At 64.5% G+C, this 19,571-nt stretch carries 26 protein-coding genes; 13 read left to right on the top strand and 13 right to left on the bottom strand.

Annotation, left to right across the window (positions count from 1 at the left end):
* Nucleotides 1–213: 213 nt before the first annotated feature.
* The 11 genes from GGD90_RS11995 to GGD90_RS12045 form a co-directional block, all read right to left on the bottom strand.
* A complete protein-coding gene (locus tag GGD90_RS11995) occupies nucleotides 214–1,287 on the bottom strand; it encodes an RnfABCDGE type electron transport complex subunit D (RefSeq protein ID WP_153117348.1) in 1,074 nt (357 codons plus the stop codon).
* Nucleotides 1,288–1,297: 10 nt separating this feature from the next.
* The gene (locus GGD90_RS12000) at nucleotides 1,298–1,825 is read right to left on the bottom strand and encodes an RnfABCDGE type electron transport complex subunit B (RefSeq protein WP_184415154.1); all 528 of its coding nucleotides are present in this window, start codon (nucleotides 1,823–1,825) and stop codon (nucleotides 1,298–1,300) included.
* Nucleotides 1,826–1,843: 18 nt separating this feature from the next.
* Entirely contained in the window at nucleotides 1,844–2,425 is a 582-nt protein-coding gene (rsxA, locus tag GGD90_RS12005) for an electron transport complex subunit RsxA (RefSeq protein WP_153117346.1), read from the bottom strand.
* Nucleotides 2,426–2,434: 9 nt separating this feature from the next.
* On the bottom strand, nucleotides 2,435–2,941 hold the full coding sequence (locus tag GGD90_RS12010; RefSeq protein WP_221227760.1) for a SoxR reducing system RseC family protein: 507 nt from the start codon (nucleotides 2,939–2,941) through the stop codon (nucleotides 2,435–2,437).
* Nucleotides 2,942–2,945: 4 nt separating this feature from the next.
* The gene (locus GGD90_RS12015) at nucleotides 2,946–3,623 is read right to left on the bottom strand and encodes an electron transport complex subunit E (protein ID WP_153117345.1); all 678 of its coding nucleotides are present in this window, start codon (nucleotides 3,621–3,623) and stop codon (nucleotides 2,946–2,948) included.
* 1 nt (nucleotide 3,624) lies between these two features.
* On the bottom strand, nucleotides 3,625–4,224 hold the full coding sequence (gene rsxG / locus GGD90_RS12020) for an electron transport complex subunit RsxG (RefSeq protein WP_153117344.1): 600 nt from the start codon (nucleotides 4,222–4,224) through the stop codon (nucleotides 3,625–3,627).
* A 593-nt stretch (nucleotides 4,225–4,817) separates the two neighbouring features.
* Nucleotides 4,818–5,720 (bottom strand): nitrogen fixation protein NifM, encoded by a 903-nt coding sequence (gene nifM / locus GGD90_RS12025; protein WP_153117343.1) that lies wholly within the window; start codon nucleotides 5,718–5,720, stop codon nucleotides 4,818–4,820.
* Nucleotides 5,710–6,207 carry a nitrogen fixation protein NifZ gene (locus tag GGD90_RS12030; protein ID WP_153117342.1) on the bottom strand — a complete coding sequence of 166 codons (498 nt, stop codon included), beginning with the start codon at nucleotides 6,205–6,207 and terminating at the stop codon, nucleotides 5,710–5,712. Before GGD90_RS12030 ends, nifM begins: the two co-directional genes overlap by 11 nt.
* Before the next feature lie 2 nt (nucleotides 6,208–6,209).
* Complete coding sequence (gene nifW, locus GGD90_RS12035; RefSeq protein WP_153117341.1) at nucleotides 6,210–6,539, bottom strand: nitrogenase-stabilizing/protective protein NifW; 330 nt, start codon at nucleotides 6,537–6,539, stop codon at nucleotides 6,210–6,212.
* Between the two features lie 38 nt (nucleotides 6,540–6,577).
* A complete protein-coding gene (gene nifV, locus GGD90_RS12040; protein WP_153117340.1) occupies nucleotides 6,578–7,726 on the bottom strand; it encodes a homocitrate synthase in 1,149 nt (382 codons plus the stop codon).
* Between the two features lie 203 nt (nucleotides 7,727–7,929).
* Nucleotides 7,930–8,376 carry a DUF3579 domain-containing protein gene (locus GGD90_RS12045; protein WP_322741725.1) on the bottom strand — a complete coding sequence of 149 codons (447 nt, stop codon included), beginning with the start codon at nucleotides 8,374–8,376 and terminating at the stop codon, nucleotides 7,930–7,932.
* Here GGD90_RS12045 and GGD90_RS12050 point away from each other — a divergent pair.
* A complete protein-coding gene (locus GGD90_RS12050) occupies nucleotides 8,371–8,598 on the top strand; it encodes a hypothetical protein (RefSeq protein WP_153117339.1) in 228 nt (75 codons plus the stop codon). The two genes, GGD90_RS12045 and GGD90_RS12050, sit on opposite strands and share 6 nt — an antisense overlap.
* Here GGD90_RS12050 and GGD90_RS12055 read toward each other — a convergent pair.
* Complete coding sequence (locus GGD90_RS12055) at nucleotides 8,582–9,388, bottom strand: ParA family protein (RefSeq protein WP_153117338.1); 807 nt, start codon at nucleotides 9,386–9,388, stop codon at nucleotides 8,582–8,584. The genes GGD90_RS12050 and GGD90_RS12055 overlap by 17 nt on opposite strands.
* A 192-nt stretch (nucleotides 9,389–9,580) precedes the next feature.
* On the opposite strand from GGD90_RS12055, the gene GGD90_RS12060 reads away from it, so the two are divergent.
* The 7 genes from GGD90_RS12060 to GGD90_RS12090 all read left to right on the top strand — a co-directional run bounded on the left by GGD90_RS12060 (nucleotide 9,581) and on the right by GGD90_RS12090 (nucleotide 14,708).
* Nucleotides 9,581–10,765, top strand: coding sequence for an aspartate aminotransferase family protein (locus GGD90_RS12060; RefSeq protein WP_153117337.1), 1,185 nt, complete (start codon nucleotides 9,581–9,583; stop codon nucleotides 10,763–10,765).
* Nucleotides 10,762–11,688: an ornithine carbamoyltransferase gene (argF, locus tag GGD90_RS12065; protein WP_153117336.1), complete on the top strand. Its 927-nt coding sequence runs from the start codon at nucleotides 10,762–10,764 to the stop codon at nucleotides 11,686–11,688. Before GGD90_RS12060 ends, argF begins: the two co-directional genes overlap by 4 nt.
* Before the next feature lie 63 nt (nucleotides 11,689–11,751).
* Nucleotides 11,752–12,981, top strand: coding sequence for an argininosuccinate synthase (locus GGD90_RS12070; protein WP_153117335.1), 1,230 nt, complete (start codon nucleotides 11,752–11,754; stop codon nucleotides 12,979–12,981).
* A gap of 21 nt (nucleotides 12,982–13,002) precedes the next feature.
* Nucleotides 13,003–13,212, top strand: a complete 210-nt coding sequence (locus GGD90_RS12075; RefSeq protein WP_153117334.1) for a DUF2788 domain-containing protein — start codon at nucleotides 13,003–13,005, stop codon at nucleotides 13,210–13,212.
* A gap of 76 nt (nucleotides 13,213–13,288) precedes the next feature.
* A complete protein-coding gene (locus GGD90_RS12080; protein WP_221227761.1) occupies nucleotides 13,289–13,723 on the top strand; it encodes a DUF2721 domain-containing protein in 435 nt (144 codons plus the stop codon).
* Nucleotides 13,724–13,880: 157 nt separating this feature from the next.
* Nucleotides 13,881–14,201, top strand: coding sequence for a pyrimidine/purine nucleoside phosphorylase (gene ppnP / locus GGD90_RS12085; RefSeq protein ID WP_153117333.1), 321 nt, complete (start codon nucleotides 13,881–13,883; stop codon nucleotides 14,199–14,201).
* A 12-nt stretch (nucleotides 14,202–14,213) separates the two neighbouring features.
* Nucleotides 14,214–14,708: a YajQ family cyclic di-GMP-binding protein gene (locus GGD90_RS12090; RefSeq protein WP_153117332.1), complete on the top strand. Its 495-nt coding sequence runs from the start codon at nucleotides 14,214–14,216 to the stop codon at nucleotides 14,706–14,708.
* Between the two features lie 106 nt (nucleotides 14,709–14,814).
* On the opposite strand, the gene GGD90_RS12095 is transcribed toward GGD90_RS12090, so the two are convergent.
* A complete protein-coding gene (locus GGD90_RS12095; RefSeq protein WP_153117331.1) occupies nucleotides 14,815–15,561 on the bottom strand; it encodes a type 1 glutamine amidotransferase in 747 nt (248 codons plus the stop codon).
* Between GGD90_RS12095 and GGD90_RS12100 the strand changes: the two genes are divergently transcribed.
* The 5 genes from GGD90_RS12100 to GGD90_RS12120 all read left to right on the top strand — a co-directional run bounded on the left by GGD90_RS12100 (nucleotide 15,545) and on the right by GGD90_RS12120 (nucleotide 19,476).
* Nucleotides 15,545–16,243, top strand: a complete 699-nt coding sequence (locus GGD90_RS12100; RefSeq protein ID WP_228273774.1) for a retropepsin-like aspartic protease family protein — start codon at nucleotides 15,545–15,547, stop codon at nucleotides 16,241–16,243. The genes GGD90_RS12095 and GGD90_RS12100 overlap by 17 nt on opposite strands.
* Nucleotides 16,244–16,253: 10 nt before the next feature.
* On the top strand, nucleotides 16,254–16,520 hold the full coding sequence (locus GGD90_RS12105; RefSeq protein WP_153117330.1) for a hypothetical protein: 267 nt from the start codon (nucleotides 16,254–16,256) through the stop codon (nucleotides 16,518–16,520).
* A 17-nt stretch (nucleotides 16,521–16,537) separates the two neighbouring features.
* Nucleotides 16,538–17,206, top strand: a complete 669-nt coding sequence (locus tag GGD90_RS12110; protein ID WP_153117329.1) for a CoA pyrophosphatase — start codon at nucleotides 16,538–16,540, stop codon at nucleotides 17,204–17,206.
* A gap of 101 nt (nucleotides 17,207–17,307) precedes the next feature.
* On the top strand, nucleotides 17,308–18,270 hold the full coding sequence (locus GGD90_RS12115; protein ID WP_153117328.1) for a CobD/CbiB family protein: 963 nt from the start codon (nucleotides 17,308–17,310) through the stop codon (nucleotides 18,268–18,270).
* Nucleotides 18,271–18,291: 21 nt separating this feature from the next.
* A complete protein-coding gene (locus tag GGD90_RS12120; protein WP_228273773.1) occupies nucleotides 18,292–19,476 on the top strand; it encodes an acetyl-CoA C-acyltransferase family protein in 1,185 nt (394 codons plus the stop codon).
* Nucleotides 19,477–19,571: the final 95 nt, after the last annotated feature.

Below are 19,571 nucleotides of genomic sequence, written 5' to 3' on the forward strand. Positions count from 1 at the left end.
GTCCCCTCGAAATGATCAAGATGGTGCAGGATCTCCGGCGCCACACTGTTGAGCAGGAAGGCAAGCAGAAACAGGCCGAGGATTTTGGCGTAATTCATGGGAGGGTGTTCGCGTCTTGACGACGCGCACTTTCGCAGGGGGTAAGCAACAGCGATGCTCAGGAAGTGGCGATTGAGCGTTGCCACTCGATCGCCTGCTTGTTCATCCGGACAGCTACCTGGCGGCGCCCTTGCTGTCGCGACCGTAGATGCGCGGTCTGACGTAGCGGTTGATGATCGGCGTCAGCGAATTCATCAGCAGCACGGCAAAGGCGACGCCTTCGGGATAGCCGGCCCAGGTGCGGATGACGTAGGTGAGCACGCCACAGCCGGCACCGAAGATCAGTTGCCCGCGCGTGGTATTCGGCGAGGTGACGTAGTCGGTGGCGATGAAGAAAGCGCCGAGCATCGCTGCGCCCGAGAGCAAATGCGTGCTGACGTCCATGTAACGCGCCGGATCGATCATGTGCATGATCGCCGCCGGAATGGCGATTCCGGCGAGCATCGCCAGCGGTGTGTGCCAGGTGATGACGCGCAAGGCCATCATCAGCAGACCGCCGGCGGCGATCAGCAAGGCCGCGGTTTCGCCGAGGCTGCCTGGACGGTTGCCGTACCAGCTTTGCGCCGGCGCATTGCTCAGTGACTGCAGCAGATCGACACCGCGCGACAGCTCGGTCTTGGCAAAGCCGAGCAATGACGCGCTGGAGACGGCGTCAAGGCTTTGCGGGATACCCTGCAAGGTGATCAGCAGCCCGGCGATCGGTCCCGGCGCGGCGGCCATGCCGAGCGGCAAGGGGGCGACCCACGAGGTCATCTGTACCGGGAAGGAAACGAGCAGAGCGACGCGCGCGACCATCGCCGGGTTGAACAGGTTCTGGCCGAGTCCGCCGAACACTTGCTTGCTGAGAATCGTCGCGAACAGACCGCCGAGCGCACCGATCCACCACGGCGCCCAGGGCGGCAGCGACAGAGCGAGCAGCCAGCCGGTAAGGATCGCCGAACCGTCAGCGAGCGTCGGCGCGGCAGGGCGCTGCATCAGGCGCAGGCAGATGCCTTCGCCAAGCATGGCGAAGCCGATGGTGATCGCCCACAGATAGATCGCCGGCCAGCCGTAGAGCCAGAAGCCGAACAGCGTTGCCGGCGTCAGCGCCAGCATGACGATCGTCATCACACGCCGCACGCTGTTCGACGTGGTCGTGTGCGGCGCGGCGAGCGGTGTTCCGGGCAGTGTCGTGTCGATCAGTGACATGGTTTTTCTCTCAGGCGATAGCCGGTTTCGGCCAGACCCAGTGTTGCAGTGTGACGGGGACGGGAATCATGCTCATGGCCTCGGTCGGGCAGCGATCGACGCAGGCGCCGCAACCGGTGCAGGCTTCGCGCATGACGTTGTGGATCTGCTTCTGCGCGCCGAGTATCGCGTCGGTCGGGCAGACCTTGAGGCAGCGGCAGCAGCCGATGCAGATGTCTTCGGACACATGCGCCAGCTTCGGCCCTTCGTCGGCCATCGCCGACAGGTCGACGCTGACGCCGAGTTTGGCGGCAAGCGCTTCCGCCAGTGCCTTGCCGCCCGGCGGACAAAGCGTGACCGGTGCTTCACCCTTGGCCAGTGCGCTGGCCGCTTGCGAGCAGCCGACAAAACCGCATTGGCCGCACTGCGAACCTGGCAGCATCGCCAGTACTTCGGCATCAAGCGGGTCTTCCTCGACGGCGAAGTAACGCGCTGCGCTGCCGAGCAGGGTGCCGAAAGCGAGGCCCATCGCGGTGAGGCTGCCAACTGCGATCAACATGACGATTCTCCCTTTCTCTTAAATTGTTCCGATGCCGGAAAAGCCCATGAAGGCCATGGCCAGCAGGCTGGCGACGATGAGGGCAATCGGCGCGCCGGAGAACAGGCCGGGCACTTGCGCCAGCACGAGCCGTTCGCGCAGGCCGGCGAAGATGATCATGACCAGACTGAAGCCGAGTGCCGAGGCAAAGGCGAACAGTATCGAAGCGAGAAATCCCATCTTCGCGTCGACCACCAGCAGCGCGACGCCAAGCACCGCGCAGTTGGTGGTGATCAGCGGCAGGTAGATGCCGAGCATGCGGAACAGCGACGGCGACACCTTGCGGATGACCATTTCGGAAAACTGCACGGTGCTGGCGATGACCAGGATGAAGGTGACGATGCGCAGGAAGCCGAGGTCATAGGCTTCCAGCAGATAGTGCTGGACCGTCCAGTCCATCATCGCCGAGAAGGTCATGACGAAGGTCGTTGCCAGCCCCATCCCGGCAGCCGTGTCGATACGCGAGGTGACGCCCATGAACGGGCAGAGACCGAGGAAGCGCGCCAGGAGCACGTTGTTGACCAGCGCAGCGCTGACCATCATCAGGAGCATTTCTTTCATTTTCGGCCCTTAGTCCGCGTTGCAGGATTCGCCGGGCGCTGCCCGGCGCAGGTAGTGCGGTGCCAGCTCGCCGCGCGCCGCCAGTCGCCGCGCGACGAGACGTGCGACCAGCAGGCCAGCGATCAGCCCGAGCGACATCGCGGCCAGCGACAGCAGATCGCTGCCATAGAGACTTTCGGCGATGCTGCCGGCGCCGATGGCGACGACGAGCGGGATCATGTAGGCGGTGAGCGATGCTTTGAGCAGCGAGCTTTCGTCGACGGTCACGACCACCCGTTCGCCGGCTTGCAGGTCGGCGCTGTTGGCGAGCGGGAAGCGCCGTTTCTCAAGGCGGCTGCCGCTCGAGCCAAGGCCGTTCGAACCACAGCTGGCGGCCGAGGCGCAGTGTCCGCAGGCCGACGTCTGTTCGGGTTCGAGCCATGCGGTGCCGCCGTCAACGCTGAGCACCCTGGCGATGCTGCGGACGCGGCGCGCGCTTGGCGAAGCTTGTGCCGGCATGGTGACCAGATCGCTCATGGCTTCAGGCCAGGCTGGGGACGGCGCTGGCTTGCTGCGCGCGGCGTTCACTACGCTGATCGATCAGCCGCTTGGCGACGATCAGCAGACCGAGAACGAGAAAGGCACCGGGCGGCAGGATCATGATCAGCACGCCCATGTCCTCGGGCAGCAGGCGCATCTCGATGACCTTGAACGCCGGGCCGAGCAGCAGCGAGGCGTCGGCGAACAGCGTTCCGGAGCCGATCACTTCGCGGACGGCACCCATCAGCGTCAGCGCGAAGGTGAAGCCGAGGCCGGTGAACAGGCCGTCAATCACCGAAGGCAGCAGCGGCTGCTTCGACGAGAAGGACTCCATTCGCGCCATCGGCAGGCAGTTGACGACGATCAGCGGAATGAACAGCCCGAGCACCTTGTACAACTCGTGCAGCCAGGCGTTCATCGCCATGTCGACCACGGTCACCATGACCGCCGAGATGACGACGAAAATGGCGATCCGGACTTCCTGGGTGATGACCTTACGGAACAGCGAGACCAGGAAACTGGTGGCGATGATGACGACCAGCGTCGCCATGCCCATGCCGAAGCCGTTGGTGGCACTGGTGGTCATTGCCATCGACGGACACAGCCCCAGCATCATGCTGAAGACGCCGTTGCGGTTCCACAGGCCGTCCTTGGCCAGCGTCTTGAAGTCGTTGCTCATGTCAGTCAGCCTCCGTCAGCTTGCCCTTGTTCGCGGCAAAGAACTCCATGCCGCCACGGACTGCCGTCACCACGCCGCGCGGGGTGATCGTCGCGCCGGCAAACTGGTCGAACACGCCGCCGTCCTTTTTCACCTTCCAGCGCTCGAGTGGCAGGTTCTCGAAGGAGAGACCGGTGAAACGCAGAATCCAGTCGCCCTTCTTAACTTCGATCTTGTCGCCCAGCCCGGGTGTTTCCTTGTGCGCCAGGACGCGGACGCCGAGAACCTGCCCCGTGGCGTCGACGCCCAGCATCACGCGGATCTCGCCGGAATAGCCGCTGCCGTAGACTTCGTAGGCAACGCCAGTGATCTTTCCTGCCTTGCGCGCGCGGAAGACGGTGATCTCGCGTCCTTGCTGGTTGGTCATCGTGATCGGATCGGCGACGAGGCTGTTGTCGTGGATGTCGTCGGGGAGGACCTGGGCCAGCGAATTCTGCTTGTCCTCAAGCGCCCGCGCCGCGACGTCGTTCTTTGTTGCGTCGTTGGTCAGCGCCAGCAGGGAACCGAAGCCCAGACAGAAAGCGCCGAGGACCAGGCCGTGAATCATCGAGTTCTGTTTCATTCCATCGCCTCCATGGCGGGAAGCGCTCTGGCGCCTGTGCCGGATGGGGATTGCCGCGTGTTGTTCGGATATCTCATGTCAAACCCGTTGGTGCGTTCGCCTGCAATGGCGCACATTCCGTGCCAGCGCTGCTGTTGGTCCGCCGACTGCGCTTGGGTGCTGCTAACTCCGCAGCAGCATGAAGATTTCGGCGCTGCCCCGGCGTCTGCGGGGGGCGAGGGGCGTCAGCGAATCAGTTCCCTTGTGTCGCAAGTCCTACACGCTGCAAGAAATCCCACAAGGCGAGAAGGGCTGTTGCGCTGGCCGAGCGGATGTCCCGACGGCCATCCGCTCGGCCGGCGGCAGCGTGCTGCCGCGGCGGATGCGCGTGCGCGTTTGCAACAGGGTCTGCTGGGCAGTCGGCAGCATGCTGCTCGGGCGACAGGGGCAAGGTGAACGCCTGGCAGTGAACGGGGGGCTCGTTGGTGCCGATCGGGCCGCGCTGCCGCGCTTTGCCCGGGCTGCGAGGGCGGGAAATTGCCCGGCGGAGTGTACGGCAGCGAGCGGCTGGCGCCGCTCGCTGTTGCCGGAATGGCCGTGCCGGCCGGGTCTGATCAGCCGGCGGCGCGTTGCGTGCCCTTGTCGCGTGCTTCGTCGCCGAGCAATTCGCGAATCCAGGCCTTGCGCTTCGCCGCGCGGCGCGACTCGGTCAGTTGTTCGGTGATGCGTTCGCGCAGCAGCGGCAGTGGCAGGGGGCCGGCGGCGAGCACTTCGTCGCAGCGCAGCAGGTGCAGGCCGATCGGCGATTCGACAATGGCCGACAGTTCGTTGGCGGCGAGCGCGAAGGCTGCCGGTTCGAGTTCGCTGTAGAGCTGACCGCGCGAGATTTCGCCAAGCAGACCGCCGTTCATCGCGGTCGGGCATTCGGAGTGCTTCAGCGCCTGTTCGGCGAAGCGTTCCGGTGCCTTGAGGCAGCGCGCGCGCACCGCTTCCAGGCGTGCCATCACCTCGCCGCGCGTGTTGCCGGGCAGTTCCTCATTGAGTGTGATCAGGATGTGGCGCAGGCGGCGTCGTTCGGGCGCGTTGAAGCGATCGCGATGCATCAGGTAAAAGATCTCGACCTCGGTTTCGCTGGGCGGCGCGACACGGCTGGCCACCTGGTCGAGTATGGCTTCAACCTGCAGTTCACGGCGCAAGGCTTCGCGCAGATCGGCTTCGCTCAGGTCGAGGCGTTCGAGGTCGGCATTGAAGGCCTCGTCGCTGTCGTAGCGCTGGCGGATTTCCGCGTAGCCTTGGTCGACCGAGGCTTCCGGCAAGGCGACGCAGGCGGCGTCGGCGGTGGCGAAGATGCGCTGCTCGATCAGTTGCAGCCGCGCGGCGACGCTGCGCAGGCGGTCTTTCTCGTCGCTGCCGAGTTCGGCGGGCGTCTTGCTGAACAGGCCGTGCGCCAGTTTCAGCGTCAGATAGGGCGAAGGCTCGGACAGGTCTGTTCCGGGCACAGATGCTTCAGGCGGCATTGCTGCTCTCCGTGGTACTGGCAGTGGTTTCGTTCGTTGCCGAACTTTCCTCGGCGACAAGTGCACTTTCCGGAACCCGGAAGATGCGTCCGGGCAGCGACTCGAAGTGCACGTGGTAACTCGCCGGCGCGCTTTCGCGCGCGACGTGCATGATTTCGCCGCGTGTGCCGGCGGCGATGCTGGTCTCGCCGCCAAGCGCCAGCGTGCAGCGCGCGCGAACGAACTGCCGCGTATCGAAGGCGCTCTCGACCCAGGGCTCGTCGATGTCGATCAGTTCCTCTTCGCGGCAACCGACGACGCGGTCGCCATCAAGGAAATGCACCGAGTAGATGATCTGGTCAAAGAGGAAGGTGCCAATATCGACGACGTTGCCGATGCTGCCGCAGCGCACCAGCAGGTCGCCGGCGTTGGCGCCGGGGTAGGTACCGTCGTCACGCACGTTGCGCGTCAGGCGTACCGGGTCACCGAAAGTCCAGCGCGTGTGCATGGCTAGCGCCGCGTGATGCTCGAGACCGGAACAAAGACCGTCTTCGGCTCGTGCATGTGGAAGACGCGGAAAACCTTTTCGGTCTGCGCGTCGGAGACGACGAAGTCGGCGTAAGCCTGCTCGAGCCAGCGCCGGTAATCGGCGCGGCCGGGTTCGCCCGCGACTTTGCCCAGATAGTCGTGGAAGCGTTGCAGGATGTGCAGGCGCTTGACGCGAACGACGTCCGGATCGTAAGCCACGCCGAAATAGTCGAGAAAGTCCTCGGCCGAGCGCAGTTCGGATACTTCGTCGGCGAAATCTTCGTCGCCGGGGGCGTCTGTGCGAGTGCTCATGGGAATCTCCTGCGCCGTGGCGCCGTGGTGGGTTGCGTTCAGACCGATGCGCGCAGTTTGCGCATCATGTGTTCGTGGGCGGTGAGCAGTTCGTCGTCGCGCGGCGAGCGTTTGCGCCGACCGACGAAATCGCGCACCCAGGCGAGCAGCAGCGTCGCCTCGGTCGTTGTCAGCGTCTTGCCGAGGCGCTGCAGGACCAGCGCGACGGCGCTGGCGCCCGAATGCTTGCCGAGAACGATGCGGTGGCTGCGGCCGACCGCTTCCGGCGCGAAACCCTGATAGTTGTCCGGGTGCTTGATCAGGCCATCGACGTGGATGCCAGCTTCGTGCGTGAACACGCCTTCGCCGACGACGCTCTTCTGCCAGGCAACCGGCCGGCCGGAGGCACGGGCGACGCGTTCCGACAAGGCCGGAAAGCGGCGCAGGTCGACGCCGGTGTCGATGTCGTAGCATTGGCGCAGGCCGAGCGCGACCTCTTCGAGCGGCGCATTGCCGGCACGTTCGCCCAGGCCATTGACCGTCGTATTGACGTGCGTGGCGCCGGCGCGCACGGCGGCGAGGGTGTTCGCCGTCGCCAGACCGAGATCGTCGTGCGCGTGCATTTCAATGTCGAGGCTGGTGGCGCGGCGCAAGTCGCCGATGCGTTCAGCGGTGGCGAAGGGGTCGAGCACGCCGAGCGTATCGGCGAAGCGGATGCGGCAGGCGCCGGCGCGTTCGGCGGTTTCGGCGATGCGCTTGAGAAAGTCGGGGTCCGCGCGCGAGGCGTCTTCGGCACCGATGCAGACGGCCAGCCCGGCGTCGCGCGCCTGCGCGACGTAGCCGCCGATCTGACCGAGCAGCCAGTCGCGATCGCGGCGCAGCTTGTAAGCGAGGTGCTGGTCGGAGGCCGGCAGGGAAATGTCGATCAGATGCGCGCCAAGATCACTGCAGGCGTCGATGTCGGCGGCGTGCATGCGGCTCCACACCATCAGCCGGGCGCGCAAGGGCAGCGCGGCGACGGCTCGGATGCTCTCGCGCTCGGCGTCACCCATGGCCGGAATGCCGACTTCGAGCTCGGGTACGCCAAGCGCGTCAAGCTCGTGCGCGATCGCCAGCTTCTCGTTCAGCGAGAAGGCGACGCCGGCAGATTGTTCGCCGTCGCGTAGCGTCGTGTCGTTGATAACGACCGGAAGTTTGGGCGGGTGCATGTGATCTCCTCGAGGAGATTCGAAGCAATTCCCGGTCCACACTTTTTCCGCTCAAGGAAAGCGAGCGCTTTCAGGGGGATGCCAGCTGCCGCGGCTGGCGTCAGCGCGACAGCCTCTGCGTTTGTTGCGAATGCGACAAAGGCGCGGAGGCTCGCGAGCACTTGCCCGGATCGCCGCGTGGCAAGCGCGGCGATGTTGTCTTGCTAGCTGTCCGGAGACAGGCCGCAGGAGTTTTCCAGCACCCGCAAGTCGTTGTCCTGCGCAAAATGAAGAACGAAGCGATAGGCCATCGGTTCGAATTCTTCAAGCTGTCCATCGACGAAGACGGCCTTGTAGCCGTCGAGTTCGCCGGGGCCGACATACGGCGAATACTGAACCCGTTTGCCCGAACCGAAAGCCGACAGTGCGCCACACAGGCGTTCGGCCCAGTCGCTTGGACGGAAGCGCTTGCCGGCCGTCGTCTGGCCGACAATGATGAAGGAACGGGAGTGCGCTGCTTCGCTCTCGCTGCTCATCGCGCCGCGCTCAGACGGTGCTGCCGGCGTTGGTGTGACAACACCGGATTGCGGCAATTCCTGTGCCGCTTGCAAGTTCACAAATTGCTGCATATAGTCGAGGCATATGGTTGAAATATAGGTGCTTTCATGCATACCGCACTGAACGCAAAATTCGGTTTCCGCATCCGTACCCGCAATGGCGCTGTGGTCGACAACCTGACCATTTCCGGCCGCGACGAACCCGAGGCGGAACGCAAGCTCAGACAGATCTATCTCGGCTGCGAAATTCTCGAAACACGTCGGCTACTCATCCAGGCACCACGCAATGGTCCGCTCACCTACGAAGATGTCGTCGACCTCATTTCGGGTCGCTAGTCTTCACTCCACCACTCGCCACCTGACTTAGCAGTCCTTGACCAGCAAGTTCATGGCGAAGTTCCGCATAGTCGCGCGCGCCAGTGCTGGCGGCGTTGTGACTGAACACATCGCGGTTTTCCGAAGGGCTTTCGGCAACCGCTACATTCTCTGAAATCACCGTTGCGCACACCTCGTCCGGATACAGCGCAAGCAGGCGCTGGCGCACGTCCTCGCTCATGCGCCGGCGACGGTCGAAGCGGGTGAGCAGATAGCGTCGTTGAATGCGCCGTTTGACCACCGGTTCGAGAATGGCCAGCGTTTGCGTCATGCGCTCCGCTGCTTGCAAAGAGAGGTAATCGGTCGATACCGGGATGAGCAGCAGGTCGCAGGCGAAGATCGCGTTCAGCGACAGAACGCCGATGTACGGGCAGCAATCGATCAGCGTGACGGTGGCGCCGCCGTTCTCGGCGTCGAGGGCGTCAAGCCCGCCGCGCAGCTTGTTGAGGATCGCCGGTCCCTTGCCGAAGATCGAGTCGACCTTGATCAACTGCTGGTGCGAGGGCACCAGCCGGCCGATGCCGTCCCACGCAACGATCAGATCCTTCAGGGTGCGTGCGTCCTGATAGAAACCGAACAGGCTGTGCGCCGAATCCTGTGGTGAGGAGCCGTGAATCGCACTCAGGTGGCACTGCGGATCGAGATCGATCAGTAGCGGCGAGCCGCCGTCGCGCGCGACGGCGGCGGCGAGGTTGAGTGTCGTCGTCGTTTTGCCGACGCCGCCTTTTTGATTGAAAACAGCGATTCGCATAGCCAATTGTAGCCCGACGCGCTTATGTACAAGGCGCTATTTTTCCCTTAACATTCCTCCCCTTGCAAGGCCGCTAGCAGTGCTGTGCAGCCGTTCGGCGGCGAAGTTGATGATGTTTCACGGATAATTTTTTCGATCTCCCGGCGGCGCAAGCCGCCGTTTCAGTTTCAGAGCCTCCAACAGAGGATTCTTATGTCTCACCTGATGAATACCTATGCCCGCCTGCCTGTCGCTTTCAGCCACGGTCAAGGCAGCTGGGTGACCGATGTCGGGGGCAAGCGCTACCTCGACGCGCTCTCGGGAATCGCCGTGTCGACGCTGGGCCACAACCACCCGGCACTGGTTGCGGCCATCGCCACGCAGGCGTCGCGGCTGCTGCACACCTCCAATCTCTATCGCATTCCCGAGCAGGAAGCCCTCTCCGACCGGCTGGCGGCCTTGTCCGGCATGGACGAGGTGTTCTGCTGCAACTCCGGTTGCGAGGCCAACGAGGCAGCGATCAAGCTGGCGCGCTTCTACGGCCATCGCCGCGGCATCGACAGCCCCAACATCATCGTCATGGAGCATGCCTTCCACGGGCGCACCATGGCGACCTTGTCGGCGACCGGCAACCGCAAGACGCAGGCCGGCTTCGAGCCGCTCGTTTCCGGTTTCGTGCGCGTTCCGTTCAACGATCTGCCGGCGGTGCAGGCCGTTGCCGGCCACAACAGCAACGTTGTTGCCGTGATGCTCGAAGTGCTGCAGGGCGAGGGTGGCATCCACCTCGCCGATCCCGACTACCTGCGCGGCCTGCGCGCCCTGTGCGACGAGCGCGGCTGGCTGCTGATCTGCGACGAAGTGCAGTGCGGCATCGGCCGCACCGGCAAGTGGTTCGGCTATCAGCACGCCGGCATCCTGCCCGACGTGGTGACGCTGGCCAAGGGTCTTGGTGGTGGTGTGCCGATCGGCGCCTGTCTCGCCAGCGGCCGCGCTGCCGGCCTGTTCGGTCCGGGCAACCACGGTTCCACCTTCGGCGGCAATCCGCTGGCGTGCAGCGCGGCGCTGACGACGCTGGCCGTCGTCGAACAGGAAGGCCTGATCGAACACGCCGTCGCCATCGGCGAACTTATCCGTTGTGGCTTGCAGAGCGAGCTCGCGGGCAAGGCCGGCGTCGTTGACGTCCGTGGCCGCGGCCTGATGATCGGTATCGAACTCAGCCGGCCTTGCGGCGAACTGGTCAGGCGCGCGCTGGAAGCCGGTCTGCTCATCAACGTCACCGCCGACTCGGTCGTGCGCCTGCTGCCGGCGCTCAACTTCAGCGCTGATGAAGCGCGCGAACTGGTGCAGCGGCTGTCGGCGCTGATCTCGGCTTTCCTTGCGGAAAAGGCGGCCTCATGAGTTCCGCGATTCGGCACTTCCTGCAGTTCAAGGATTTTTCACGCGCCGATTTCGACTACCTGTTCGAGCGCACGCTGTGGATCAAGCGCCAGTTCAAGGCTTACCAGCGCTACTGGCCGCTGGCCGACCGTACGCTGGTGATGATCTTCGAGAAGGCGAGCACGCGCACGCGTCTGTCCTTCGAGGCCGGTATCCAGCAGCTCGGCGGTTCGGCGATCTACCTCAATACGCGCGACTCGCAGCTTGGTCGCGGCGAACCGGTCGAGGACGCGGCGCAGGTCATTTCGCGCATGAGCGATCTGGTGATGATCCGCACCTTCGAACAGGACATCATCGAGCGCTTTGCCGCCAACTCGCGCGTGCCGGTGATCAACGGCCTGACCAACGAGTACCACCCGTGCCAGATCATGGCCGACATCTTCACTTACATCGAGCATCGCGGCCCGATCCAGGGCAAGACCGTGGCCTGGATCGGCGACTCGAACAACATGTGCAACACCTGGCTGCAGGCCGCCGAGGTGCTCGACTTCCGCGTCCGCGTGTCGACGCCGCCCGGCTATGAAGTCGAGCCCGAGCGCGCCGGTCTGGTCGGTACCGCCCACTTCGAGCAGTTCGCCGACCCGATGGAAGCGGCACGCGGCGCCGACATCGTCACCACCGACGTGTGGACCTCGATGGGCTTCGAGGCCGAAAACGACGAGCGTCTGAAAGACTTTGCCGACTGGCAGGTCGACGGCGACATGATGCGCGTCGCCAAGCCCGACTCGATCTTCCTGCACTGCCTGCCGGCACATCGCGGCGAGGAAGTCACCGGCGAGGTAATCGACGGTCCGCAGAGCCTCGTCTGGGACGAGGCCGAGAATCGTCTGCACGCACAGAAAGCGCTGATGGAGTATCTGCTCCTCGGCCGCATCGAATCCTGAGACGAAGGCTGCGGCGAACGAAAGCCGGCGGTCAGCGTCCATCCAGCAAGCGGAGAAAAACCAATGAGCGACATCAAGAAAGCAGTTCTTGCCTATTCCGGCGGCCTCGACACCTCGGTCATCCTGAAGTGGCTGCAGGACACCTACGAATGTGAAGTCGTCACCTTCACCGCCGACCTCGGCCAGGGCGAAGAGCTCGAACCGGCGCGCACCAAGGCGCTGAAGTTCGGCATCAAGCCCGAGAACATCTTCATCGACGATCTGCGCGAAGAATTCGTTCGTGACTTCGTCTTCCCGATGTTCCGCGCCAACACCGTCTACGAAGGCGAATACCTGCTCGGCACCTCGATCGCCCGACCGCTGATCGCCAAGCGCCTGATCGAGATCACCAACCTGACCGGTGCCGACGCGATTTCGCACGGCGCCACCGGCAAGGGCAACGACCAGGTGCGTTTCGAACTCGGCGCCTATGCGCTGAAGCCCGGTGTCAAGGTCATCGCGCCGTGGCGCGAATGGGATCTGCTGTCGCGCGAGAAGCTGCTGGCCTACGCCGAGAAGAACGGCATCCCGGTCGAAATGAAGCACAAGCAGGGCGGTTCGCCGTACTCGATGGACGCCAACCTGCTGCACATCAGCTACGAAGGCCGCCATCTCGAGAACCCGGCGGCCGAAGCCGAAGAATCGATGTGGCGCTGGACGGTGTCGCCGGAAGCGGCGCCGGATGCCGCCGAATACCTCGACCTTGAATTCGCGAAGGGTGATCTGGTCTCGATCAATGGCCAACGCCTCGCCGCGCACGAACTGCTGGCGAAGCTCAACCAGCTTGGCGGCAAGCACGGCATCGGCCGTCTCGACCTCGTCGAAAACCGCTACGTCGGCATGAAGTCGCGTGGCTGCTACGAAACCCCCGGCGGAACGATCCTGCTGCGCGCGCACCGCGCCATCGAGTCGATCACGCTCGACCGCGAAGTCGCGCATCTGAAGGACGACCTGATGCCGCGCTACGCCAGCATGATCTACAACGGCTACTGGTGGAGCCCCGAGCGGCGCGCGCTGCAGGCGCTGATCGACAACACGCAGCAGAACGTCAATGGCTGGGTGCGCGTCAAGCTGTACAAGGGCAACGTCATCGTCGTCGGCCGCGATTCGAAGACCGATTCGCTGTTCGATTCGACCATCGCCACCTTCGAGGACGACGCCGGTGCCTATGACCAGAAGGACGCCGCCGGTTTCATCAAGCTGAACGCGCTGCGCCTGCGCATTGCCGCCAATCTGGCGCAGCGCAAGGGCTAGGCGGGGCGAGCGCGCCGCGCCATGTTCGGGCTGAGCGAGGAGCAGATCGCCGATTTCGGCATGACCTTCGGCATCGGCGCCTTCATGCTGTTCATGCTGTTCATCATCGGTGAACTGGCGTGGAAGGCGAAGGCGGGCAAGGCCGGAACGGTCATCCTGTTCTTCGTTCTCGCCTTCGGCATGCTCGGCTTCGTCGCCAAGGCCATCATCCAGAAAGTCTGGGGGATGTGAGCCGCATCCCCGGCACCATCCCGGCCTGATTCTGGTTTACGTCGGACCCCCGGCGTGGTTTTTCACGGAGGTCGCCATGGACATGGATAACCCTGCCAGCGTCATCAGCGTCGCGCACGTCATCCAGACGGCGGTGGCGCCGGTGTTCCTGCTTACCGGCATCGGCGCGATTCTCGGCGTGCTGGTCAATCGCCTCGGTCGCATCGTCGACAGGCGACGCAAACTTGCCGAATTCACGGCCGAGATGCGCCTGCTGCATGCCGAAGAGCTGCGCATGCTGTGGCGGCGTACGCGCTGGATTCATCGCTCGATCACCCTGTGCACACTCTCGGCCTTGCTGGTTTGCCTGGTGATCGTTGCGCTCTTCGTTGGCGCCGAACTGCGCATCGATCCGGGCGAGATTGTCGCCGCACTGTTCATCGCCGCGATGCTCGGACTGATCGGCGGCCTGTTCTGTTTTCTGCGCGAGATAGCGCTGGCAACCAGTCGCTTCCAGGCGAGCGAGAGCTGAGCGGCACCGTCGCGCTCGCCGGAAACGACGAAAAAATGGGAAAATTCGCGCCTCGTACCCGCTTGAGTTTCCGGGGCGGGCTCCGGCGAGGCGGTTCCCGCGCATAGATTTCCGGTCCTCGCAGGACCGGCTCATTCATCGACTTTCAGGAAAAGACATGTCCGCATCCCCGCAATTCGACCAGGTCAGCGTCGTCAAGGCCGCCAACGTCTACTTCGACGGCAAGTGCGTCAGCCACACGGTGATTCTCGCCGACGGCACACGCAAGAGCGTCGGCGTCATCCTGCCGTCCTCGCTCACCTTCAATACCGGCGTGCCGGAAATCATGGAATGCGTCGCTGGCTCGGCGCGCGTGCGCATCGCCGGCGAGCGCGAGTGGAAAACCTACGCCGCCGGCGAATCCTTCACCGCGCCGGGAAACTCGTCCTTCGACATCGCCTGCGACGAGCCCTATCACTACGTCTGCCACTTCGGCTGAGCGGAGCCTGCAATGCCATCCTTCGATTTTTCGTCCGAACTGGACATGGTGGCGCTGAAGAACGCCATCGACGCGACCGGCAAGAAGATCATCGGCCGCCACGATTTCAAGGGGACCAGCGCCAAGGTCGAGCTCAACGAAAAGGACAAGGTCGTCACCCTGTTCGCCGACTCCGACTTCCAGCTCAACCAGATCAAGGTCATCCTCTTTCCCGAGATGGAAAAGAAGGAAGCCGACTGCACCAAGCGCCTCGATGCGCAGACGATGCAGAAGGTGTCGGGCGACAAGGTCAAGCAGGAGCTGAAGATCAAGAGCGGCATCGACAGCGAGCTCGCCAAGAAGATCGTCAAGCTGCTCAAGGATTCCAAGCTCAAGGTGCAGGCGGCGATCCAGGGCGAGGAAGTGCGCGTCACCGGCGCCAAACGCGATGTGCTGCAGGAAGCGATCGCGCTGATCAAGAAGTCGATCACCGATTTCCCGATCCGCTCCGGCAACTTCCGCGACTGAGCGCTGCGCGACGTTCCCTGGCGCGTTTTTTTGCCCGTTTTCTTCGCGCGATTCGTCAGGCTGTCAGGGCCGCTCCGGCAGACGCCGCGGCGGCCCTGACTGTTTTCTAGTCGCGGACCAGACCCCTCAGCCACTGCCCGTAGAGGCGGTCGGCAAGCCGGCGCATGGCGGCGAGCCGCGCCGGTGTTGCTGCCTGCATCACCGCCGGCGTCTGCACGCTGGCCGGCAGGTTTTCGCCGAGACCGGCGACTTCCTCGGGCCAGCTTTCGCACCAGCGCTCGATCATCGCCTCGGTCATCTCGACATGGCACTGCATGCCGAGGTGCGGGCCGAGCGCGAACATCTGGTTGGCGCATTCGGCATTGCTGAACAGACGTTCGCTGCCCGGCGGCAGGCTGAAGGTTTCGCCGTGCCACTGGAAGACGACGGCCTTGCCGTCGCGGTCGATCACCGCGTCGTCGCCAGCGCGCGGGCCAAGCCAGCGCGCCGCCGTATCATTCTCCTCGGCCTGCACCGTCGACCAGCCGATTTCCTTGACCGGATTGCGTGTCACCGTGCCGCCGAGCGCACGGCTGATCAGCTGGCCGCCGAGACAGTGGCCGAGCACCGGCACGCCGCGTGCGACGGCGTCGCGGATCAGTGCGCATTCGGCCTCGATCCACGGCAGCGGGTCGTTCACGCTCATCGGTCCGCCCATGAAAACGATGCCTGCGTAATCGGCGGCGCTGGCCGGTATCGGCTCGTTGCGGTCGATGGCGACCAGCGTCCAGCGAATCCGGTGTGCTTCGAGGAATGTGGCAAAATAGCCCGGACCTTCCGTGGCCAAGTGACGAAAAATGACGACTGGCTTCATGATCGACGCGCTTTGCCCGCTGGCGATGAAAGCCGCCGATTCTACGCGCGCCGCATTGACCTGTGTATGTCTGCTCGCCGGCATGGCCAGTACACCGGTGCTCGCCGCCGATGTCGGTCTGGCCGGAGTTTTTCCCGGCAAGGCCTTGCTGACGATCAACGGCGGTGCGCCGCGTACCGTTGCCTTCGGCAGCACGACCGCCGAGGGCGTGCGTGTGCTCGTCGTTGATGGCGAGTCGGCGACGCTCGAAGTCGACGGGCGGCGGCGCGCCTTGCGCGTCGGTCAGAACGTCGCCGCGCAGCGCGCCACGGAAGGCGAGAAAGCGGTGCTGAGCGCCGATGGCCAGGGCCATTTTCTGACCACTGGACTGATCAACGGCCGCAGCATGCGCTTTCTTGTCGATACCGGCGCCTCCGTGGTATCACTCGGCGCCGGCGATGCCGCCCGGCTCGGCATCGACGCGCGCAACGGACAGCCGGGATTTGCCAATACCGCCAACGGGCAGACGCCGGTGCGCCGCGTCAGCCTCGACAGCGTCCGTGTCGGCGAGATCACGCTCTACAACGTCGACGCCATCGTGCATGAGCACGATCTGCCTTTTGGCCTGCTCGGCATGAGTTTTCTCAACCGCATGGAAATGCAGCGCGAAGGCTCGACGCTGACCCTTAAAAAACGTTTCTAGGAGACACACCATGCCCCATCGCGACCACGAAATCGCCCTGTTGCGCCGCGAACTTGAACTGCTCATGGGCGAACGCCAGACCTTGCTGCAAGTTGTCGGCGCCGCCGCGGCACTGATCGCCGGACTCGACAGCAAGCATCTGCCTCTCGCTTCCGTCGAGGCCGCCGATCTGGCGGCGACGACGATCAACGCCTTGTCCGAAGAAACCCTGCACGACGCGCTGGCCGCCGTTCATGCCGAGATCGCCGGCAACGAGGAAAACAGCGCACGCGCCTGAGCGGCGAGCGACCTGACATGTTTGCCGATATCGGCACCGACGAACTGCGGCGGCGTCTTGCCGCCATCCTGCAGCCGGCCGGCGGTGAGCTGATCGGCGATGACGTAGCCGGCAGCGCCCACCTCGCCGGCGCAGCGGTGCGTGCTGGCGGCGCGGCGATTGCGGCCTCGGTGCTGGTGCCGATTGTGTTGCGCCAGCCGGCGCCGACGCTGCTGCTGACGCGGCGCAGCGAGCATCTGCGCGATCATCCGGGGCAGATCAGCTTTCCCGGTGGCCGCGTCGAGCCGCGCGATACGAGTCCTGCGCATACCGCGCTGCGCGAAGCCGCCGAGGAGATCGGCCTCGATGCCGCGCATGTCGAGGTGCTCGGTTTCCTGCCTGACTATCTGACTGTCACCGGTTTTCGCATCACGCCGGTGGTGGCCTTGCTGACGCCGCCTTTCAAACTGGCGGCCGATGCTTTCGAGGTCGCCGAAATCTTCGAGGTGCCGCTTGGCTTCGTGCTCGATCCGAACAACCATCAGCGCCATGCCTACACGTTGCGCGGCCGTTCCGGGCACTACCGCGCGATTCCCTGGGGCGACTACAACATCTGGGGCGCCACGGCGGGAATGATCTGCGATCTTTCGACGCGTCTTGCTGATGCGCCTGTCAAAGCGGCGGCGCATGCTGCCGGCAAGCCGTAGCGGCGCCTCGGCTTTGCGGCGATCACGGCTGCCTGTGTTATCGTCAGTCCTTCAATCGACCGGGGTAAGGCCTTCGCGGCCGCGCCAATTCTGATATCGGGATGAGTCTGCTTTCTCTTGTCGTCGCCCTGCTGCTCGAGCAGTTGCGCCCCTTGCCCTACCGGCGTTTCGTCCGCGAACCGCTGCAGGCACTGGCCGATTTCCTTGAGGCGCGTCTCAATGGCGGCGCGCGCCAGCACGGCACGCTGGCCTGGTTGCTTGCCGTGCTCGTGCCGGCGCTGTTGGCCGGTCTGGTTTTCTACGCACTGCATGCGCTTTCGCCGCTTCTCGCCTGGTTGTGGAATGTCGGCGTTCTTTACCTGACGCTGGGTTTCCGCCAGTTCAGCCACTATTTCACCGACATCCAGCTGGCGCTGCGCATGGGCGATCTGCCGCACGCTCGGCAACTGCTTGGCGAATGGCGCGGCAGCCCGGCCGACGACTGCAAAGCGGACGTAAACGCGGACGAAAATTCGCATGAAATCGCGCGCGCGGCGATCAGCATGGCGCTGGTCGCTTCGCACCGGCATGTTTTCGGCGTGCTCGTCTGCTTCGTCCTGCTGCCCGGGCCGAGCGGTGCGGTGCTTTACCGCATCGCGGATTTCCTCGCCGATTACTGGGGGCGGTCGCTCGGCCGACACGACGGCGCAAGCCTCGGCGCCTTTGGCGCTTTCGCGGCGCGCGCCTTCGCCGTCATCAACTGGCTGCCGGTGCGTGCCACGGCAGCCGGGTTTGCCATCGTCGGCAATTTCGAGGATGCGGTCTATTGCTGGCGCACGCAGGCCGACAAGGAGAGCGACGCCGGCATCGGCATCGTTCTCGCCAGCGGTGCCGGCGCGCTCGGCGTTCGCCTGGTGCCGTCGGCAGCGCCGAACGAAGTGGCTGAAGACATCGTTGAAGTCGGTGCCGGAGAAGACGCCGACGCCGATCACATGCAAAGCGCCGTCGGGCTGGTCTGGCGGGCGCTGCTGCTCAGCTTGCTGTTACTGCTGTTGCTGGGGTTCGCCGGTCTTGCCGGCGCTTGATTTTCACTTGCCAAGGAGTTGTTGATGAACAAGGAAGTCGTTGTTCTGAGCGCGGTTCGTTCCGCCATAGGGTCGTTCGGTGGTTCACTCAGCAGCTTCGAGCCGGCCGAACTCGCCGGGATCGTCATGAAGGAAGCGGTGGCGCGCTCCGGCGTCGAGGCCGATCGCCTCAAGTACGTCACCGTCGGCAACACCATTCCGACCGAAGCGCGTTTCCCGTACGTGGCGCGCATCGCCTCGATCCAGGCCGGTCTGCCGATGGATTCGGTGGCGATGGCGGTCAACCGCCTGTGTGCCTCGGGCCTGCAGGCGATCGTGTCGACGGCGCAGTCGATCATCCTCGGCGATACCGAGTTCGGCGTCGGCGGCGGCGTTGAAGTGATGTCGCGCGGGGGTTACCTGTCGACGGCGATGCGCAATGGCGCGCGCATGGGCGACACCAAGCTGACCGACATGATGGTCGCCGTGCTGACCGACCCCTTTGGCGCCGGCCACATGGGCGTCACCGCGGAAAACCTCGCGACCAAGTGGAACATCTCGCGCGAAGAGCAGGATGCGCTGGCGCTGCAGTCGCAGGAGCGCGCTGCCGCTGCCATCGCCGACGGCCGTTTCAAGTCGCAGATCGTTCCGGTCACCATCAAGAGCCGCAAGGGCGACATCGTTTTCGATACCGACGAGTATCCGAAGGCGACGTCGCTGGAAAAGCTCGCGGCGCTGAAGCCGGCGTTCAAGAAGGAAGGCGGCACCGTCACCGCCGGCAACGCCTCGGGAATCAACGACGGCGCGGCCTTCTTCGTGCTCGCTTCGGCCGATGCCGCCGCCGCCGCCGGTCATAAGCCGATCGCGCGGCTGGTGTCGTGGGCGCTGGCCGGCGTGCCGAGCCACCTGATGGGTGAAGGCCCGATCCCGGCGTCGAAGCTGGCGCTGCAACGCGCCGGTCTGACGCTCGACGACATCGACGTGATCGAGTCGAACGAAGCCTTTGCCGCGCAGGCGATCTCGGTGTCGCGCGGTCTTGGCCTCGACCCGGCGAAGACCAACGTCAACGGCGGCGCCATCGCCCTCGGCCATCCGGTCGGCTGCTCGGGGGCGTTCATCGCCACCAAGGCCTTGTACGAACTGCAACGTGTCGGCGGCCGTTACGCGCTGGTGACGATGTGCATCGGCGGCGGTCAGGGCATCGCGACCATCTTCGAACGCCTGTAAGCTGCAATAAACCAAACGGCCGGCGCCTCCTTGCGGAGCGCCGGCCGTTTCATTGGTGGCAATGCGATCAGGATGTTACTGGCCAGCCGCCAGCC

Origin of the sequence: Rhodocyclus tenuis (genome assembly GCF_014197755.1) — a bacterium.
Taxonomy (GTDB): domain Bacteria; phylum Pseudomonadota; class Gammaproteobacteria; order Burkholderiales; family Rhodocyclaceae; genus Rhodocyclus; species Rhodocyclus tenuis.

What these genes read in the sequence shown, in the direction of transcription:
- rsxA (WP_153117346.1), bottom strand. Translation starts at nt 2,425, where the DNA reads ATGAAAGAAATGCTCCTGATGATGGTCAGCGCTGCGCTGGTCAACAAC.
- GGD90_RS11995 (WP_153117348.1), bottom strand. Translation starts at nt 1,287, where the DNA reads ATGTCACTGATCGACACGACACTGCCCGGAACACCGCTCGCCGCGCCG.
- nifV (WP_153117340.1), bottom strand. Translation starts at nt 7,726, where the DNA reads ATGCACCCGCCCAAACTTCCGGTCGTTATCAACGACACGACGCTACGC.
- GGD90_RS12100 (WP_228273774.1), top strand. Translation starts at nt 15,545, where the DNA reads ATGACGACTGGCTTCATGATCGACGCGCTTTGCCCGCTGGCGATGAAA.
- GGD90_RS12000 (WP_184415154.1), bottom strand. Translation starts at nt 1,825, where the DNA reads ATGTTGATCGCAGTTGGCAGCCTCACCGCGATGGGCCTCGCTTTCGGC.
- argF (WP_153117336.1), top strand. Translation starts at nt 10,762, where the DNA reads ATGAGTTCCGCGATTCGGCACTTCCTGCAGTTCAAGGATTTTTCACGC.
- GGD90_RS12060 (WP_153117337.1), top strand. Translation starts at nt 9,581, where the DNA reads ATGTCTCACCTGATGAATACCTATGCCCGCCTGCCTGTCGCTTTCAGC.
- GGD90_RS12105 (WP_153117330.1), top strand. Translation starts at nt 16,254, where the DNA reads ATGCCCCATCGCGACCACGAAATCGCCCTGTTGCGCCGCGAACTTGAA.
- GGD90_RS12090 (WP_153117332.1), top strand. Translation starts at nt 14,214, where the DNA reads ATGCCATCCTTCGATTTTTCGTCCGAACTGGACATGGTGGCGCTGAAG.
- GGD90_RS12015 (WP_153117345.1), bottom strand. Translation starts at nt 3,623, where the DNA reads ATGAGCAACGACTTCAAGACGCTGGCCAAGGACGGCCTGTGGAACCGC.
- rsxG (WP_153117344.1), bottom strand. Translation starts at nt 4,224, where the DNA reads ATGAAACAGAACTCGATGATTCACGGCCTGGTCCTCGGCGCTTTCTGT.
- GGD90_RS12030 (WP_153117342.1), bottom strand. Translation starts at nt 6,207, where the DNA reads ATGCACACGCGCTGGACTTTCGGTGACCCGGTACGCCTGACGCGCAAC.
- nifW (WP_153117341.1), bottom strand. Translation starts at nt 6,539, where the DNA reads ATGAGCACTCGCACAGACGCCCCCGGCGACGAAGATTTCGCCGACGAA.
- GGD90_RS12080 (WP_221227761.1), top strand. Translation starts at nt 13,289, where the DNA reads ATGGACATGGATAACCCTGCCAGCGTCATCAGCGTCGCGCACGTCATC.
- GGD90_RS12055 (WP_153117338.1), bottom strand. Translation starts at nt 9,388, where the DNA reads ATGCGAATCGCTGTTTTCAATCAAAAAGGCGGCGTCGGCAAAACGACG.
- nifM (WP_153117343.1), bottom strand. Translation starts at nt 5,720, where the DNA reads ATGCCGCCTGAAGCATCTGTGCCCGGAACAGACCTGTCCGAGCCTTCG.
- GGD90_RS12075 (WP_153117334.1), top strand. Translation starts at nt 13,003, where the DNA reads ATGTTCGGGCTGAGCGAGGAGCAGATCGCCGATTTCGGCATGACCTTC.
- GGD90_RS12050 (WP_153117339.1), top strand. Translation starts at nt 8,371, where the DNA reads ATGCATACCGCACTGAACGCAAAATTCGGTTTCCGCATCCGTACCCGC.
- GGD90_RS12045 (WP_322741725.1), bottom strand. Translation starts at nt 8,376, where the DNA reads ATGCATGAAAGCACCTATATTTCAACCATATGCCTCGACTATATGCAG.
- GGD90_RS12110 (WP_153117329.1), top strand. Translation starts at nt 16,538, where the DNA reads ATGTTTGCCGATATCGGCACCGACGAACTGCGGCGGCGTCTTGCCGCC.
- GGD90_RS12070 (WP_153117335.1), top strand. Translation starts at nt 11,752, where the DNA reads ATGAGCGACATCAAGAAAGCAGTTCTTGCCTATTCCGGCGGCCTCGAC.
- GGD90_RS12115 (WP_153117328.1), top strand. Translation starts at nt 17,308, where the DNA reads ATGAGTCTGCTTTCTCTTGTCGTCGCCCTGCTGCTCGAGCAGTTGCGC.
- GGD90_RS12095 (WP_153117331.1), bottom strand. Translation starts at nt 15,561, where the DNA reads ATGAAGCCAGTCGTCATTTTTCGTCACTTGGCCACGGAAGGTCCGGGC.
- GGD90_RS12010 (WP_221227760.1), bottom strand. Translation starts at nt 2,941, where the DNA reads ATGAGCGATCTGGTCACCATGCCGGCACAAGCTTCGCCAAGCGCGCGC.
- ppnP (WP_153117333.1), top strand. Translation starts at nt 13,881, where the DNA reads ATGTCCGCATCCCCGCAATTCGACCAGGTCAGCGTCGTCAAGGCCGCC.